The sequence below is a fragment of the Marinomonas vaga genome (genome assembly GCF_055388305.1).
Map to the genome: position 1 here is coordinate 3,567,010 of NZ_AP043903.1, position 15,490 is coordinate 3,582,499.

Annotated in this window: 17 protein-coding genes; 13 read left to right on the forward strand and 4 right to left on the reverse strand. The window is 47.3% G+C overall.

Going from position 1 to position 15,490, the window contains the following annotated elements:
• Positions 1–61: 61 nt before the first annotated feature.
• From dbpA to ACZ5DR_RS16775, 8 genes are all read left to right on the forward strand, one after another.
• Entirely contained in the window at positions 62–1,447 is a 1,386-nt protein-coding gene (gene dbpA, locus ACZ5DR_RS16740; protein WP_377365532.1) for an ATP-dependent RNA helicase DbpA, read from the forward strand.
• An 18-nt stretch (positions 1,448–1,465) separates the two neighbouring features.
• The gene (locus tag ACZ5DR_RS16745; RefSeq protein WP_377365530.1) at positions 1,466–1,822 is read left to right on the forward strand and encodes a VanZ family protein; all 357 of its coding nucleotides are present in this window, start codon (positions 1,466–1,468) and stop codon (positions 1,820–1,822) included.
• An 87-nt stretch (positions 1,823–1,909) separates the two neighbouring features.
• Complete coding sequence (locus tag ACZ5DR_RS16750) at positions 1,910–3,187, forward strand: glycerate kinase type-2 family protein (RefSeq protein WP_377365528.1); 1,278 nt, start codon at positions 1,910–1,912, stop codon at positions 3,185–3,187.
• Between the two features lie 157 nt (positions 3,188–3,344).
• Positions 3,345–4,649 (forward strand): guanine deaminase, encoded by a 1,305-nt coding sequence (gene guaD / locus ACZ5DR_RS16755; RefSeq protein WP_377365526.1) that lies wholly within the window; start codon positions 3,345–3,347, stop codon positions 4,647–4,649.
• Positions 4,650–4,778: 129 nt separating this feature from the next.
• The gene (locus ACZ5DR_RS16760; RefSeq protein WP_377365524.1) at positions 4,779–6,050 is read left to right on the forward strand and encodes a nitrate- and nitrite sensing domain-containing protein; all 1,272 of its coding nucleotides are present in this window, start codon (positions 4,779–4,781) and stop codon (positions 6,048–6,050) included.
• Positions 6,051–6,299, forward strand: a complete 249-nt coding sequence (locus tag ACZ5DR_RS16765; protein WP_377365522.1) for a hypothetical protein — start codon at positions 6,051–6,053, stop codon at positions 6,297–6,299.
• Positions 6,300–6,368: 69 nt separating this feature from the next.
• Positions 6,369–7,229, forward strand: coding sequence for a formate/nitrite transporter family protein (locus tag ACZ5DR_RS16770; RefSeq protein WP_377365520.1), 861 nt, complete (start codon positions 6,369–6,371; stop codon positions 7,227–7,229).
• An 87-nt stretch (positions 7,230–7,316) separates the two neighbouring features.
• Positions 7,317–9,053 carry a protein kinase domain-containing protein gene (locus tag ACZ5DR_RS16775; RefSeq protein ID WP_377365518.1) on the forward strand — a complete coding sequence of 579 codons (1,737 nt, stop codon included), beginning with the start codon at positions 7,317–7,319 and terminating at the stop codon, positions 9,051–9,053.
• 5 nt (positions 9,054–9,058) lie between these two features.
• Here the strand turns inward: ACZ5DR_RS16775 and ACZ5DR_RS16780 are convergent, their stop codons facing one another.
• Positions 9,059–9,577 carry a hypothetical protein gene (locus ACZ5DR_RS16780; RefSeq protein ID WP_377365516.1) on the reverse strand — a complete coding sequence of 173 codons (519 nt, stop codon included), beginning with the start codon at positions 9,575–9,577 and terminating at the stop codon, positions 9,059–9,061.
• 213 nt (positions 9,578–9,790) lie between these two features.
• Between ACZ5DR_RS16780 and ACZ5DR_RS16785 the strand changes: the two genes are divergently transcribed.
• From ACZ5DR_RS16785 to ACZ5DR_RS16805, 5 genes are all read left to right on the forward strand, one after another.
• Positions 9,791–11,029, forward strand: a complete 1,239-nt coding sequence (locus ACZ5DR_RS16785; protein WP_377365514.1) for a multidrug effflux MFS transporter — start codon at positions 9,791–9,793, stop codon at positions 11,027–11,029.
• A 122-nt stretch (positions 11,030–11,151) separates the two neighbouring features.
• Positions 11,152–11,652, forward strand: coding sequence for a GAF domain-containing protein (locus ACZ5DR_RS16790; protein WP_377365513.1), 501 nt, complete (start codon positions 11,152–11,154; stop codon positions 11,650–11,652).
• Positions 11,653–12,000 carry a hypothetical protein gene (locus ACZ5DR_RS16795; RefSeq protein WP_377365511.1) on the forward strand — a complete coding sequence of 116 codons (348 nt, stop codon included), beginning with the start codon at positions 11,653–11,655 and terminating at the stop codon, positions 11,998–12,000.
• Between the two features lie 169 nt (positions 12,001–12,169).
• Positions 12,170–12,343 carry a DUF1328 domain-containing protein gene (locus ACZ5DR_RS16800; RefSeq protein WP_377365508.1) on the forward strand — a complete coding sequence of 58 codons (174 nt, stop codon included), beginning with the start codon at positions 12,170–12,172 and terminating at the stop codon, positions 12,341–12,343.
• Between the two features lie 132 nt (positions 12,344–12,475).
• Entirely contained in the window at positions 12,476–12,970 is a 495-nt protein-coding gene (locus ACZ5DR_RS16805) for a LabA-like NYN domain-containing protein (RefSeq protein WP_377365506.1), read from the forward strand.
• Between the two features lie 4 nt (positions 12,971–12,974).
• Here ACZ5DR_RS16805 and ACZ5DR_RS16810 read toward each other — a convergent pair whose 3' ends face one another.
• The 3 genes from ACZ5DR_RS16810 to msrA form a co-directional block, all read right to left on the reverse strand.
• Entirely contained in the window at positions 12,975–14,399 is a 1,425-nt protein-coding gene (locus ACZ5DR_RS16810; protein ID WP_377365504.1) for a DEAD/DEAH box helicase, read from the reverse strand.
• Positions 14,400–14,502: 103 nt separating this feature from the next.
• The gene (locus ACZ5DR_RS16815) at positions 14,503–14,748 is read right to left on the reverse strand and encodes a DUF2164 domain-containing protein (RefSeq protein ID WP_377365503.1); all 246 of its coding nucleotides are present in this window, start codon (positions 14,746–14,748) and stop codon (positions 14,503–14,505) included.
• Between the two features lie 70 nt (positions 14,749–14,818).
• On the reverse strand, positions 14,819–15,430 hold the full coding sequence (gene msrA, locus ACZ5DR_RS16820) for a peptide-methionine (S)-S-oxide reductase MsrA (RefSeq protein ID WP_377365501.1): 612 nt from the start codon (positions 15,428–15,430) through the stop codon (positions 14,819–14,821).
• Between the last annotated feature and the right edge of the window lie 60 nt (positions 15,431–15,490).

Genomic DNA, 15,490 nt, shown 5'->3' on the forward strand with positions numbered 1-15,490 from the left:
TAGAGAGAAAGGGGAAAGTTTGCTAGTATCCCTTCATATTTTTTTACGATTGGATTTCCCCTTGAACAACTCTATTCCAGCCTTTGATGGCATCGAACTGCCAGAAAAACTTTCAAGCCTGCTTGCCGATATGGGCATCAAGTCCTTTAGCCCAATCCAACAGCAAGCCCTGCCCGTTGCCTTGGCTGGTAAAGACGTCACCGCACAGGCTCAAACAGGTAGTGGTAAAACCCTTGCCTTTGCCATCAGCCTAGTGATGCAGCTCAATCCACGCTATTTTGGTTGCCAAAGTCTGGTGCTGTGCCCTACTCGAGAATTGGCCGACCAAGTGGCAAAAGAAATCCGTAAAGTGGCCCGTTACCTAGAAAACATCAAGGTGCTGACCCTATGTGGCGGCATGCCGTTTGGCCCACAAATCGCCTCGTTAGAGCATGGTGCGCACATAGTCGTGGGCACACCGGGACGTATCATGGAGCACCTGCGCAAGGGTAATCTTGATCTAAGCGGTTTGAACTCCTTGGTACTGGACGAAGCCGATCGCATGCTAGACATGGGCTTTATTGACGCTATCCGCGACATCGTGGCAACCACCCCAGCTCGTCGTCAAACCTTACTGTTCTCCGCAACCTACAGTGACAACATTGCGGAGATCAGCCAAGAATTCCAACGCTCGCCTACCTTTATCGAAATCGAGGTGGAGCCTGACTCCCGCCCAAACATTGATCAATATTTTGTTAACGCTAACAACGACGAAAAGCCACAAGCACTATTGGATACATTGGGGCATTTTGAACCACGTCAAGTGATCGTCTTCTGTAACACCAAGGTGGAATGTGACGAAGTTGCTCAATGGCTAGTAGATAACCGTGTCAGCGCCTTAGCCATTCACGGGGATTTCGAACAAAAGCAACGTGATCAAGTGTTGGTGCGATTTGCCAATAAGAGCTGTTGTGTTTTGGTGGCAACGGATGTAGCAGCACGGGGCATAGACGTAAAAGAAATCGACCTGGTGATTAACTATGACACCACCCGAGACATCGATGTGCACACCCATCGTATTGGCCGTACCGGTCGAGCTGGTGCTGCAGGTATCGCAGTGAGCTTTCTTACCAAGCGTGATGAATACAAGCTGACAGAGATCGTTAAACGTTTCGACATTACCCCAGAGTTCCCAGACATGAATCACTGCCCCGGTAGCTACGAGTTGCAACCGGATGTGGTCACGATTGCCTTTGATGCAGGCAAAAAGAACAAACTGCGAGCTGGCGACATCTTGGGAGCCCTCACTGCAGGTCTTGGCCTTGAGAAAAGTGATGTAGGCAAGATCGATATTTTCGATTTCCAAGCCTATGTGGCAATCAGCACGCGTCTTGCACGACAAGTGGTCAAACAGCTTTCTAGTAAGAAGATCAAAGGCCGCTCAATCAAAACACGTATCTTAAAATAGCCGATGAGAATCCCTAGTATGCTGACCCAGCCACGCACTCAGTGGTTGGGCTTCTTGCTCGGGTGGTTGGCCATTAGTCTTGCCACCCTAACACCTCTTGAGCAACTGCCCACCGTACCCGGCACGGATAAACTGCACCATATTATTGGCTTTGGAGGCTGGGCGGGCTTATGTCTGTTTGGGGCGACTCGACGCTTCGTGCTCATGTGTGTGGCCATTGTTATTTGGGGCGGTGTTATCGAGCTGATCCAGCCCCAAGTTAATCGCTACGGGGAATGGCTAGACTTTTACGCCAACAGCTTTGGGGTGTTATTAGCCTTTGTTACCCACTTTATTCTGAAACGCTCCCTTATTCGTGGTACAGATACTGCATAGTCCTTGGTATGACATGACGTCTGTAGCGCTCACTTGATAGGATCTTAACTTGGGCGCTCACCAATTTAATAAAAAGGGAGAGACACGATGACCAGCTCCATGACGGCCAATGCTCAACTACTCCATTCATTATTTGAAGCCGCATTAGATGTTGCACAACCCCAAAGGTGTGTGCCGAAATTTATGCCAGCCCCCACCTCAGGTAAGACCATAGTCATCGGAGCAGGCAAAGCGTCTGCCGCGATGGCTCAAGCCCTAGAACAAAATTTCAAAGGGGATCTCAGTGGTCTAGTGGTAACACGCTATGGTTATGCAGTGCCATGTGAGCGCATCAAAATCGTTGAAGCCGCACATCCCGTTCCTGATGAAAATGGTCTGCAGGCCGCAAAAGACACCTTGGCGCTCATTTCTAATCTTTCCGAAGATGACCAAGTTATTGTCTTGATTTCCGGTGGCGGATCCGCCCTGATGCCACTCCCCTTCGATGAAATTTCTTTAGCTGAAAAACAAGCCATTAATGGTGCATTGCTTCGAAGCGGTGCCAACATCATCGAAATGAACATCGTCCGAAGACACCTTTCACAAATAAAAGGTGGACGACTCGGAGCCGCTTGCTACCCAGCGAAAGTCACCTCTTTGATTATTTCTGATGTGCCGGGAGATGACTTACCCTCTATTGCCTCAGGCCCCACCGTAGGTGATCCAACCACTTGTGAAGATGCACTGAGAGTGATTGATAAATACCAAATCGAGATTTCCGATGCGGTACGCCAAAAGCTGGAAGCCGGAGAGTACGAGAGCATTAAACCTGGTGACCCAAAATTGGAACGCTGTGACACCAAGCTCATTGCAACCCCTCAAATGGCCCTTGAAGCCGCAGCCAAACGCGCCAAAGAGCTAGGCATCAATAGCTTAATTCTCGGAGACAGTATTGAAGGGGAAGCAAAAGAAGTAGGTAAGGTTATGGCGGGGATTGCTCGCCAAGTAAACACCTTTCAACAACCTATTAAACCCCCTTGCCTGTTGCTATCTGGCGGCGAAACTACCGTCACCATAAAGGGAGATGGCGTGGGTGGGCGAAATGTAGAGTTTCTCTTGTCATTAGCCATTGAATTACAGGGTAAGGCTGGCATTTCAGCCATTGCCTGTGACACGGATGGCGTTGATGGCGGGGCCGAAATTGCAGGAGCCATCATCACCGAACATACGGTACAGGATGCCTTCAATAAAGGTATGAAGGCGGTGGATTATTTGGCAAACAACGATGCCCACACCTATTTCCAAAAAATAGGACAATCCGTTATCACAGGTCCAACATTGACCAATGTGAATGATTTCCGCGCCATCTTTATAGATACTCCATAGGGATTATGGCGCTAAATAGGAGTCAATAAGTCAATTTTTTAGGTTGGCTTATTGACGAAATGTAACCGATCGGTCAAAGTTTATAAGATCACGACATCGTGCTCCGCCTTAAAACTGCTCCATTGCAGCACATTCAATTAAACCTATGGAACCTCCAATGAATCAGGAACACGCATGGCGTTCAGCCATCATGCACTGTATCGCCAACCCAACAGAGGTTGGCACTGACAACGCTTACGAATATTACCCAGACGGACTACTAGTTGTTGAAAATGGTCTGATCAAAGCCATTGGCCATGCCGAAGAGTTACTGCCAACACTGGCACCGGAAACCCAGATTACCCATCATCCGGACGGATTGATCCTACCGGGCTTCATTGATACCCATATCCACTACCCTCAAACGGACATCATCGGAGCCTACGGGGAGCAATTGTTAGAATGGCTCAATAAATACACCTTCCCAGAAGAAGGCAAATTTGCCGACAAACACTACGCAACAGAAGTGGCTAAACGTTTTTTAGATGAACTATTAAAGAACGGCACCACCACAGCGCTAGTCTTTGGCACCGTCCATAAAACCTCAGTAGACGCCTTTTTTGAAGAAGCCAGCGCACGGGACCTGCGCATGATCTGCGGCAAAGTGCTGATGGATCGAAATGCTCCTGACTTCTTAACGGATACCCCAGAAAGTGGGTATCAAGAATCCAAAGAGCTGATCGAAAAATGGCACAATACGGGACGCCTACACTACGCCATTACACCGCGTTTTGCGCCAACGTCTACCCCAGAGCAGCTTGCTCTTGCGGGTAAGCTACTCAATGAATACGACGATGTTTACATGCACACTCACCTTTCCGAAAACGTACAGGAATGTGAGTGGGTGCAGTCTTTATTTCCAGAATCCAAACACTATTTGGACGTCTACGATCACCATAATCTGCTCTCTGAGCGCTCGGTTTTTGCCCATGGCATTCATTTGTGTGATGAGGAGATGCAGCGCCTTGCGGATACTCAGTCTTCGATCTCCTTCTGCCCAACCTCTAACCTCTTTATTGGGAGCGGGTTGTTTGATTTAGCCAAAGCAGACCTCTTCAAAGTAAACGTGGGGATGGGCACTGACGTGGGTGGCGGCACCAGCTTTTCCATGTTCACCACCCTCAATGAAGCCTACAAGGTGACCCAATTGCGGGGACAGAACCTTGATCCTATCAAGTCCCTTTATATGGCAACCTTGGGCGGCGCTAAAGCACTGCAGTTGCAAGACAAGATCGGTAATCTAGCGGTGGGCACTGAAGCCGACTTTGTGGTGGTTAACACCCAAGCCACGCCCCTGCTCAAGACCCGTACAGAACGTGCTACCAGTATCCAAGATACCCTCTTTGCCTTGATGATCTTAGGGGACGATAGAGCTATCCAAGCCACCTACTCCCACGGTCAATGCGTGTTCCAAAACACGTAACGTGCAAGCTAAACACTCCCCTTGAAACGTCATCAAATGTGACTTGAGGCTTCAAGGGGAGCTTTATTAGCGAAGTGGAATAAAGCTTGCTTGATTTTCAGTGTCCAATCATTGAAAAAGTTGCTTTATATGACTCGATCCCCCAATGCGGAAGACTTTTTACTCGCGGCCAAACGCTCAGAAATAAACTCTCTTAATCACCTAATGCTGAGTTCAGAAATGGTCATTACCATTTCCGATCTGATACATGAACTACAAAAAGAACGGGGACTTTCCAATTCTATTTTAGTGTCCGAAGGCAAACGCTTAGTCACAGAACATTCCGAAGCCATTACGGTAACAGACACCGCCCTACTTAATTTTCAAAACACACTGAATTCATTAGATTTAGAAGACTGTGGATCATCCACCACACGCTTGTATAACTCCCTCGCCTATGCGCTTCATGCACTGGAAGGACTGCCAACCATTCGCGCTTCCATTGCCTCAGGTCGCCTAACAGCACCAGACAACACCAAGTTTTTTAATCATCTGATTGCCGGCTTACTGGCAGTGATATTTGAAGCTGCGGATGTCTCAAACGATCCCGACATTACTCGACTATTAGTGGCTCTTTTTAACTTTTTGCAAGGCAAGGAATACGCCGGACAAGAGCGCGCATGGGGCGTCATAGGTTTCACTACAGGTGCATTCTCTAACAACACTCGTGAACAAATTAAGGCACTTCAGGACGCTCAGCAGCACTGTTTTGAGATTTTTAGCGAGTTTTCAACCATTTTACCCGCTGCAAAATTGCGTCAACTCGAAGCAGAAGAAGCGGCATTTGAGCTTCAGCGCATGCGTCAATTGATTGCACGCTTTCGCAGTGGTGACTCCCTACCCACCACCATTGGTGAAGTCTGGTATCAGGCCGCCACTGCACGTATCGACAGCATGTTAGAGATCGCTTATCAAATCACCAATGAATTAGCGCAATTGTGCCAAAGCAAAGTGGCTCGAGCCGAAGACGAGTTACAGCAACATCAAGAACATCTCATTACTTTAGCCAGCTACGAAGAGCCTCCCATGTCTGCGCTAACCGCTATGAATAAGCAAGGCAAAGATTACACAGTTAACCTATCGAGAGGCGTTCACATTAAGCTCGCCGGTTCCATTTATGAGCTGGTACAACGTCAGTCTGAACACCTTCGCCAAGTGAGTGAAGAGCTAGAAAACGCGAAACAGACACTCAACGAACGTAAGTTAATCGAGAAAGCCAAAGGGATTTTAATGAGCACACAAAATGTGTCTGAGGAAGACGCCTATAAACAACTACGCCAAGCCGCCATGGATCGAAATAAGCGTATTATCGACATTGCTGAGAACATCATCAGTGTCGCCAGCATGTTAAAGACCTCTTAATTGAAGCATCGAATCGGTGCGCCTGCACATTTATTGCACCATATAGCTTCAAAATTTGAGGCTGTCATTGACCATGTATTGCTAACACCTTTAAAAATAAAGGAATTTAAAAATGGCACACTAGTTGCTATTTACTACATGTACATATTAATTGAAGCCAACGATGGCTTCATTAAGAAATCGGACAATGGCGTCCACAACCCTTCCGTCAGGCTGGGTTGTGGACGCTTTTTTTTGCCTGCTACTTAAGGTGACATAAAAACAACAAGCACTAATAAGACCAGCAACCTACTTAGTAATGATGAAAGGAGATTCCCCATGTCTTACTTAATGCCTTCTGAATTCGCGACAAAAATGGTCGATGCGGGTGAGGAAAAAATCTATATGTCCACCAAGGACACTCTTATTCGTGCTTTCATGGCTGGTGCTATTCTTGCGCTGGCAGCAGTTTTCGCTATCACGGTGGCGATGAAAAGTGGCTCACCTATTTTAGGGGCTTGTTTGTTCCCAGTTGGTTTCATCATGCTGTACTTGATGAAGTTTGACTTATTAACTGGCGTTTTCACTTTAGTGCCACTGGCTGTGATCGACAAACGTCCAGGCTGTAACATGAGCCAACTGATGCGCAACTGGGGTTTGGTTTTCATTGGTAACCTAGGTGGGGCTCTGACTGTTGCCTTCATGATCTCCTTCATCCTAACCTATGGCTACAATACAGATGGCGGCGCCCTAGCAGAAAAAGTCGCAACCATTGGTGAATCTCGTACGGTTGGCTACGCTGCTCACGGTGTTGATGGTTGGTTAACTATTTTCATTCGCGGCATGTTGTGTAACTGGATGGTTTCCATGGGCGTTGTTGGCGCTATGATCTCCACCTCTGCTACAGGCAAAATGGCGGCCATGTGGATGCCGATCATGCTGTTCTTCTTCATGGGCTTTGAGCACTCCATCGTAAACATGTTCTTATTCCCATTCTCTATGATCATGGGTGGTGAGTTCACGGTCATGGACTACGTGATCTGGAATGAACTTCCAACCGCATTGGGTAACTTAGCTGGTGGCTTCCTATTCGTTGGCTTACCGCTTTACTACACCCATGTGAAACAAGGTTCTAAGCGCCGCATCGCCGACGCTAACGAACAAGCTCAAGTTGAGGCGGAAGCCAAAACAACCTTCTAATCCAAGGTACATTTAACTTGCTTTAGATTTTGCACTCCCTTCATTCGGTGTCCTTTATGGACACCGTTTTTTAACGGAGACACCAACATGAGCCACACTCTAAACGTCAAAATAGGTCAGTTCTCCTCTGCAGGACGCAAACCTATTAATCAGGACTGTCACGGGACAAAAATACCTGAGACGTTATTGCTGAACCGCAAAGGACTTGCGCTGGCCATTTCGGATGGTATCAGCTCGAGTGATGTTAGCCATCTTGCCAGTGCGGCTGCCGTTCAAGGGTTCCTATCTGATTATTTTTGTACCTCACAAGCATGGTCAGTGAAAACCTCTGCCCAACGGGTGTTACATGCCCTCAATACTTGGCTATACGCCCAATCCCGTCATAACCGTCTCACTGGCAACATGGATCGTGGGTATGTTTGCACCTTCAGTGCTTTGATTTTGAAGTCGGCCACGGGCTATATTTTTCACTCTGGCGACACACGCATTTATCGACTGCAGAAGGACAATTGGGAGCTATTAACCACTGATCACAGATATCAAACATCCAGCTCACAAAGCTACCTAACACGAGCTTTGGGGATGGAGCCCCATGTGGAGTTCGATCACCGTAGTTTGCCCCTTAGAGTAGGTGACCTTTTTGTTTTAGCCACTGATGGGGTGTACGAGTACATCAGTGAGCAGGATGTAAAACTCACCTTAGAAGCAGAAGAAGACTATGACCTAGCAGCACAAAAGCTGGCTGAACTTGCCCTTGAAAGAGGCAGCGTCGACAATCTCACCATACAACTACTAGAAATCACTTCCTTACCATCCATGAATGAAGAAGAGGTTTTAAAACAGGTTGAGGAACTGCCTTTCCCTCCTGAATTAATGCCACGCACGCTTTTTGATGGTTACGAAGTGCTGCGTCAGTTATATGTGAGTCCTCGAAGTCATGTCTACCTAGTAAAAGATGTGGCTACCCAACAGGTGGCAGTACTCAAAACACCTTCCGTTGATAAGAAAGACGACAAGCATTACCTCGAACGATTTTTGCTGGAAGAATGGATCGCCAGACGCATTACCAGCGCCCACGTCATCAAGCCATTAGAACAACAGCGTCGTCCCACGTATCTGTATGTGGTTTCTGAATATATTGAAGGCATCACACTGGCCCAATGGATGCGGGATAACCCTAAGCCCAGTTTGGATGAAGTGCGTAACATCGCCCAACAAATTGCCCGCGGTTTACGAGCTTTCCATCGTTTAGAAATGCTTCATCAGGACTTAAAACCGGAAAACATCATGATCGATCAGCATGGGACGGTAAAGATCATCGACTTCGGATCGGTCTATGTGGCAGGACTTGCTAATACCGATCTTAACCAAGAGCGTTTAGCCATACTCGGCACCGCTCAATACACAGCGCCAGAGTACTTCTTGGGACAAGCAGTGAACGCCTCAGCGGATGTATTCTCTTTAGGGGTGATCGTGTATCAAATGCTCACAGGGAGACTGCCCTACGGTGTCGAAGTCATCAAAACTCGCACACCTAAAGACCAGTCACGACTACGCATGCAACCCATCAACCAATTGACCGAGGGACCGACCGTGCCAAATTGGGTAGACGAAGCCATTAAAAAAGCTCTCAGTATCACACCACAAAAACGCTATCAGGATGCTGATGAGTTTATCTACGATCTGAAAAAACCAAACCGACAACTCATCGAGCACTCCTTTCAGCCTCTGCTTCACAGAAACCCTGTGAGATTTTGGCAATCTACTACGGCCATCTTAGGGATGATCTGCCTGATGCTCATCTACTGGATGGTAAGCCATTAGGAGAATCAGGGGTAAAGACGAACGATACCGGATTTGCCCTCCATATCCCCCAACACCCAAATCTTTTCAAAGGGGTGCCCTTGAGGCACCTCAATTTGGCTGAACAATACCTTCACATCCGCCGCACTCCATTGGGGGTGTGCATTGCGAATGACAAGCCAAACACGCTCTGATTGGTAGGTTTTCTTAGATTTCCCTAACAAGATACGGTTGAGCGCTTGCAGCAGGCGATCATCAAGGGCCTCTTGATCCAATGCATGCAAAGCCTCACGGGTTGCATCACTTAAGGACCGCCCCAGGATGGACATAGCCTCTTCTTCAGAGCCATATAAATGAGCGATTTCTAAATCCAAACGTTCGTCTTCAAACAGGCAAGACACGTCTGGCCGTGCCGGTTCATTGTGCCAAATATGGCGAATGGGTTTACCTGTGTTTTGCTCATACCAGCGCATAAACAACTTAGCAGCGTCATGCTCCAACTCGATTTTCTCTTTTTGGCTGGGATGTAGGTTGTCTGTATTCATGAGAGTGGTTCTCCATTACGACTGGCTACCTAAGCCCTTCACTGGGCCTCATTAATAGGCTCCTCCCCTCAGTTTAGCCGCTGATGTTTCTCTTTTCGTCCACATTCTCACATGGGAAGCTTTCACAAACACGGCATATAATCTGCGATCAAACATCGAGCAGTGCTACGACCATTTGGGGCGACTGCTCTTTCATACCATTAGGAAATGAACATGACAACTCAATCACAATCTCGCCAGTCAGGCATGGGAGCAAAGGAATTTACCGTTTTGGTAGCGCTCCTGATGTCCATTGTTGCCATCTCTATTGATGCACTGTTACCGGCTCTCGGGATTATTGGCGGTGCCTTAAATGCCACCGACGCCAACCAACCACAACTTTTGATCGGTTTGATCTTCCTTGGTATGGCCATAGGACAATTGATCGCAGGCCCAATGTCAGATGCCTTAGGCCGCAAACCGATTCTCTACGCGGGTTTTGCCCTGTACTTTGTTGGTACCTTGCTGTGTTACCAAGCAGATACTCTGGATAGCTTAATGGTGGGTCGTTTTATCCAAGGTCTGGGAGTTGCTGGCCCTTATATAGCGGCGATTTCACTCGTTCGGGATATGTTTGCAGGGGCTCAAATGGCCCGTACCATGTCTTTGGTGATGATGATTTTCGTGTTAGTACCTGCGATCGCTCCGTCTTTAGGTCAAGGGGTAATGTTGTTTGCGGATTGGCGCGCCATTTTCATCATGTACTTCATCTATGCAGCCCTATTAGTGCTTTGGATTACTACACGCCTAAAAGAGACCTTACCCAAGTCTGAACGTATCCCAATGACGGTGGCAGGCTTCAAAGAAGGCTTCAAAGAAGTTCTAACCAACCGACAAACCGCGAGCTACACCATTTGCATGGGACTTTTCTTTGGTTCTTTTATGGGCTACTTGAACTCATCCCAGCAGATTTTCCAAGTGCAGTTTGATACCGGGGTGATGTTCAGCGTTTATTTTGGTGCTTTAGCCCTAGTGTTAGGATTCTCCTCTCTGGTGAATTCTCGCATCGTGGAGAAACATGGCATGCGCCCAATCGCCCTGCGCGCGATCAGTACTGTCGTCATTGCATCCTTCCTGTTCCTTGTACTCCACGCGGTCGCAGAGATTCAGTTGTGGATGTTTATGGTCTACGCCACAGTGTTGTTTTTCTGCTTCGGACTTTTATTTGGCAACATCAATGCCTTAGCCATGGAGCCAATGGGTCACGTGGCAGGTATTGCCTCAGCGGTGATTGGTTCCGTTTCGGCCATCATGTCTATGGGGATTGGTACACTCATCGGACAAATGTATAACAACACCTTGATTCCTATCGCGACAGGCTTCACAGTTCTAGGCGGTACAGCACTATTAATCATGATTTGGTTGGAATACAAACGTAATGACGATCTAGATTTAGATCCCGCAACCGCTTGAAAATCAAATCAGCACTCTTCCTAAAAGAGCGCTAAGGCGCTCTTTTTTTTCAGTAAAAACTGATGCGTTTTCAGACACTAGACACAAGAACAACACAGTAAAAATAACAGGACGACCTTTTTATGTTTTCCATCGATATTGACCCCAGCCTTTCCAAAGAAGACTTTTACAACCAGTTAAACCAACAACTCATGGCGTTACTAGCAGATGAGCGTGATCTGATTTGTAATGGGGCGCAATTTTCCGCCTTTATCATGCAAACCCTACCGGATCTAAACTGGGCTGGACTTTACTTGGTTCGTGGTCAAGAGTTAGTGCTAGGTCCCTATGTGGGCAAAGTTGCTTGTACACGTATTCCTTTTACTCGTGGTGTTTGTGGTGCTGCTGCGCGCACCGGCAGTACGCAGCGAGTGGATGATGTTCATGCGGTGGCCGATCACATTGCCTGTGACGCAGCATCCAATGCAGAGTTAGTGGTGCCCATAATCGTTGGCGGTGTTGTCAAAGCCGTATTCGATATAGACAGTCCCATCACACATCGCTTCTCTGAAGCAGATCAAGAAGGCATTGAACAACTGGTAAACAGCTTTATTCATGCAACAGACTGGACCTGGCAATTTTAAATGCGCAAGTCAGACAAGAAAATTGAAAAGCAGCTTCGGGATGCTCTCAACCAAGTGTGTGATCAACTGTTAGAGGAAAACATAGGTTTCCAATGGGTCACCCACCTAGTGGACTATGATCGCTTCCCCGCCAGCTTAAAAATCATCTGCATCTTTGAAACAGAAGCGGCCATGAGCCAATATCAAGCCAGCCAAGGGTTTGCAGCCTTACCAAATCTGGTCAATCGCGCCTTAGAAAATCATCAAATTGTGCTTAAAAATCTCAAAAAGCATCTCTTTTTCGATAACGAAGAAGCCTGCGCACGGACCCATGAGGGTAACTGGGCAGCACGCTTAAAGCGCTTTTAAAGCAGGCAGTAAGTGACTTTTGGACCGTCAATTTCTTTACAGTTGTGCGTACAAGTCCTAAAAAGAGACACGTTTTTTGCGCCAAATCCTTTTCGATCCTACGTAAGCTGATTCCTGTGAAAGACAAAAAGATAAGTATTTCAATCAGTCATCAGAAAGGAGACTAATTATGTTGGGTTGGACTTTGATATTTTTAATTGTTGCTTTAATTGCTGGCGCACTAGGTTTTACCACGGTTGCTGGTGCCAGCTTTGGTATCGCGAAAGTGCTTTTCTTCGTATTCTTGGTATTGATGGTTATCTCAGTGGTCATGCATATCGTCAAAGGTAAATCACCGCTCTAATCACTCAAGACGTCATTGAAAGAGCCCGCTAATGCGGGCTTTTTAGTTTTATGCCCAATAATCCATGACAAATCCTCGCAGTTTGCCTGTCTTTAATGGAAGATAGGGGCTTTCCACTTCCAGAGCTATTGAATGACTTCTTCCAATCAAGTTCCACGTGTCATGTTGTTAGTGGACGTTCAAAACGCCTATTACACCACCCGTTCTATCCATCGCTGCCACTTTGATTACAACCAGTTTTGGGCCCAAGCCACTCAGGATCGAGAGGTCCGTCATGCGTTTGCCTATGCCATAGACAGGGGCGACAAAAAGCAGCAGGAATTTCAAAACATTCTTCGTGGCATTGGTTTTACGGTGCGATTAAAGCCCTTTATTCAACGTTCCGATGGCTCCGCCAAAGGCGATTGGGATGTGGGCATCACTATAGATGCTTTGCAATATGCATCGGACGTAGATGTGATCGTACTGGTATCAGGGGATGGGGATTTTGATATGTTGGCCACCACCCTACGCGAACGCTACCAAAAACGGGTGGAAGTATACGGTGTTGAAGAACTCACGGCCGCCTCCTTGATTCAAGCGGCCGATGATTTCATTCCAATTAAAGGATCACTTCTGCTGAAGTAACCTTTTACTCGGCAGGCTTAGCCGTTGGGCGTCGACGAGGGGCACGAGGTTTACGTGGCGTATCCCCTTGGGGTGCATTGCCTCTGCTTTGGCTTTGCCCTTGACCGCTACGGTTTTCATTATTACCTCGGCCTCTCCCTTGTGCAGGACGCTTTGGAGCACCGCTGTTGGATTGCTTCCCAGGAGCTGTGTTCCCTGTGGTACTGGCTGTCTCCCCTTCTCCTTTCGGTTTCTTTGGCTTCTTCGGCTTTTTAGGTTTGATGGGGCGAGTGTCCAATTTCGAAGCAGGCAAGGCTTCAGTGGGTTCAAAGCCTCTTTCCACCTTACGCTCAAGTAGCTCACCAATCACACGCTCAATGGCAAACAACTCTTTAATATCCTCATGGCACACGAAAGAGACCGCATGACCTGTCGCACCGGCACGGCCCGTACGTCCGATACGGTGTACATAATCTTCCGGTACTTTCGGTAAATCAAAGTTCACCACATTAGGCAGCTGATCAATGTCGATGCCGCGGGCCGCAATGTCTGTGGCGATCAGAGCTTGGATAGCCCCCGATTTGAAGTCAGCCAAGGCTTTCGTGCGAGCACCTTGCCCCTTATTACCATGGATGGCCGCCGCTTTAATGCCTTTTGATTCCAGTGTTTTGGTGATTCGGTTCGCACCATGCTTGGTTTTAGAAAATACCAGTACCTGATCCCAACCTTGATCCTTTATCAAATGCGTTAACAGACGAGTTTTATCCGCCTTGTTCACTTCATAAATGGCTTGGGTAATGGTCTTCGCCGTGGTATTCGCTGGGGCCACAGACACTTCCACTGGATTTTGGACGATACGCGTCGCCAAGTCTTTAATCGGGTCAGAGAAGGTCGCAGAGAACAATAGGTTTTGTCGCTTAGGAGGCAAAAGAGCCATGATACGTTTAAGGTCATGGATAAAGCCCATGTCCAGCATGCGATCCGCTTCATCTAAGACTAGGACTTCCAGTTGATTGAGCTTCAGGGCATTTTGATTATGAAGATCCAGCAGACGTCCCGGTGTCGCTACTAAGACATCGACACCACCTCGCAGACGCATCATTTGTGGGTTGATCTTAACCCCACCGTACACCACAGCACTTTTCAGAGGTAAGTGGGCGCTGTATTCCGCTACATTGTCAGCCACTTGTTGTGCCAATTCACGGGTCGGTGTCAGGATCAGGACGCGAACTTGGTTGTTTTGTGCTTTATTGCCTTTCAAAAGGTTCTGCAAAATAGGCAATGTAAAGCCAGCAGTTTTCCCCGTACCGGTTTGTGCCGCGGCCATCAGGTCTTTACCAGCCAATACCACAGGGATAGCTTGTTGCTGGATTGGGCTTGGCTCCGTATACCCTTTCTGTGACAGTGCTTTTAGGATGCGCGGATCTAAACCAAGGGACTCAAAACTCATTAGGGGTACTCAATTGAAAGGAAAGGCGCGAAGCTTACCCTGTCTGTTACAGATATGCGAAGGATTTCATAGAATTGCATGGTCTATACTAAAAAAGCCAACCCTAAAGGATTGGCTTTTCAAGTTCTTGAATCTGATAGCTCAGCTCTTCTACTTTTTCGTTTAGCAGTGAGTGGGCGTCAGATAGCCCTTGATTGTAAAAGGCTGGCCCCACTTCCCTCGCGAAAAACTCGATAAGAAATTGGGCTTCAAAAGCGCCTATGTCCTGTCCTAACTCTTCATCAAAATATCGCTTTATCTTAACCACAAGACGATCTAATTCTTCTTGTGTCAGCTTCACATCACTCATAAAGACCTCAACCATTTTGGTATTGATAGTCTAACAAATGCCTGATGAAAAGTTAGGTTGACCTTGTCAATTAATGATATTGCTTACTGGCAACGCTTCCCCATAACTCTTCTATACGATTATCTCGACCACAACTCGCCCGATAGAAACGGTATCGCCAAGAGTTGTTTTCGTAATAATTTTGGTGATAGTCCTCTGCTAGGTAAAACGTTTTCGCCGGCATCACTTCCGTCACTATGTCCGCTTCAAAGGGCTTATCTGCTTTAACCGCTGCTAACGAGGCTTCAAACACGGCTTTTTGTTCCTCGTTTTGATAAAACAATCCGGTACGGTAAGGCTCACCTTTATCACAGAATTGCCCATCTGGGTCCGTTGGATCTATGGTGCGCCAGAAGTAATCGGTCAATTCACGCAAGCTGACCACATCATCATCAAAGGTAATCAACACCGCCTCGTAATGACCCGTGTCTTTAGAAGACACCTGCTGATAGGTTGGATTGGCTACATGGCCACCCGTGTAGCCAGAAACCACATCCTTCACCCCTTCAATGGCTTCAAAATCCGATTCTACACACCAAAAACAACCGCCTGCTGCGATCATAGTTTGCTCTTCTGCCTTGGCAGGTAAGGAAAACACCGTCCCAAACGCCAAAACCGAGCCAAGTAACATTGTCCACTTCATGGTATTACCCCATTCGTTTTCATTATTGTACGTTGAAAGGCCGCAAAGTGGATTCGTTTC

Bases quoted from the DNA above. Each gene is read 5' to 3' on its own strand.
- ACZ5DR_RS16745 (WP_377365530.1), top strand. From the start codon at position 1,466: ATGCTGACCCAGCCACGCACTCAGTGGTTGGGCTTCTTGCTCGGGTGG.
- ACZ5DR_RS16805 (WP_377365506.1), top strand. From the start codon at position 12,476: ATGACTTCTTCCAATCAAGTTCCACGTGTCATGTTGTTAGTGGACGTT.
- ACZ5DR_RS16750 (WP_377365528.1), top strand. From the start codon at position 1,910: ATGACCAGCTCCATGACGGCCAATGCTCAACTACTCCATTCATTATTT.
- ACZ5DR_RS16800 (WP_377365508.1), top strand. From the start codon at position 12,170: ATGTTGGGTTGGACTTTGATATTTTTAATTGTTGCTTTAATTGCTGGC.
- guaD (WP_377365526.1), top strand. From the start codon at position 3,345: ATGAATCAGGAACACGCATGGCGTTCAGCCATCATGCACTGTATCGCC.
- ACZ5DR_RS16775 (WP_377365518.1), top strand. From the start codon at position 7,317: ATGAGCCACACTCTAAACGTCAAAATAGGTCAGTTCTCCTCTGCAGGA.
- ACZ5DR_RS16815 (WP_377365503.1), bottom strand. From the start codon at position 14,748: ATGAGTGATGTGAAGCTGACACAAGAAGAATTAGATCGTCTTGTGGTT.
- ACZ5DR_RS16780 (WP_377365516.1), bottom strand. From the start codon at position 9,577: ATGAATACAGACAACCTACATCCCAGCCAAAAAGAGAAAATCGAGTTG.
- ACZ5DR_RS16790 (WP_377365513.1), top strand. From the start codon at position 11,152: ATGTTTTCCATCGATATTGACCCCAGCCTTTCCAAAGAAGACTTTTAC.
- ACZ5DR_RS16770 (WP_377365520.1), top strand. From the start codon at position 6,369: ATGTCTTACTTAATGCCTTCTGAATTCGCGACAAAAATGGTCGATGCG.
- ACZ5DR_RS16810 (WP_377365504.1), bottom strand. From the start codon at position 14,399: ATGAGTTTTGAGTCCCTTGGTTTAGATCCGCGCATCCTAAAAGCACTG.
- ACZ5DR_RS16785 (WP_377365514.1), top strand. From the start codon at position 9,791: ATGACAACTCAATCACAATCTCGCCAGTCAGGCATGGGAGCAAAGGAA.
- ACZ5DR_RS16760 (WP_377365524.1), top strand. From the start codon at position 4,779: ATGACTCGATCCCCCAATGCGGAAGACTTTTTACTCGCGGCCAAACGC.
- msrA (WP_377365501.1), bottom strand. From the start codon at position 15,430: ATGAAGTGGACAATGTTACTTGGCTCGGTTTTGGCGTTTGGGACGGTG.
- ACZ5DR_RS16795 (WP_377365511.1), top strand. From the start codon at position 11,653: ATGCGCAAGTCAGACAAGAAAATTGAAAAGCAGCTTCGGGATGCTCTC.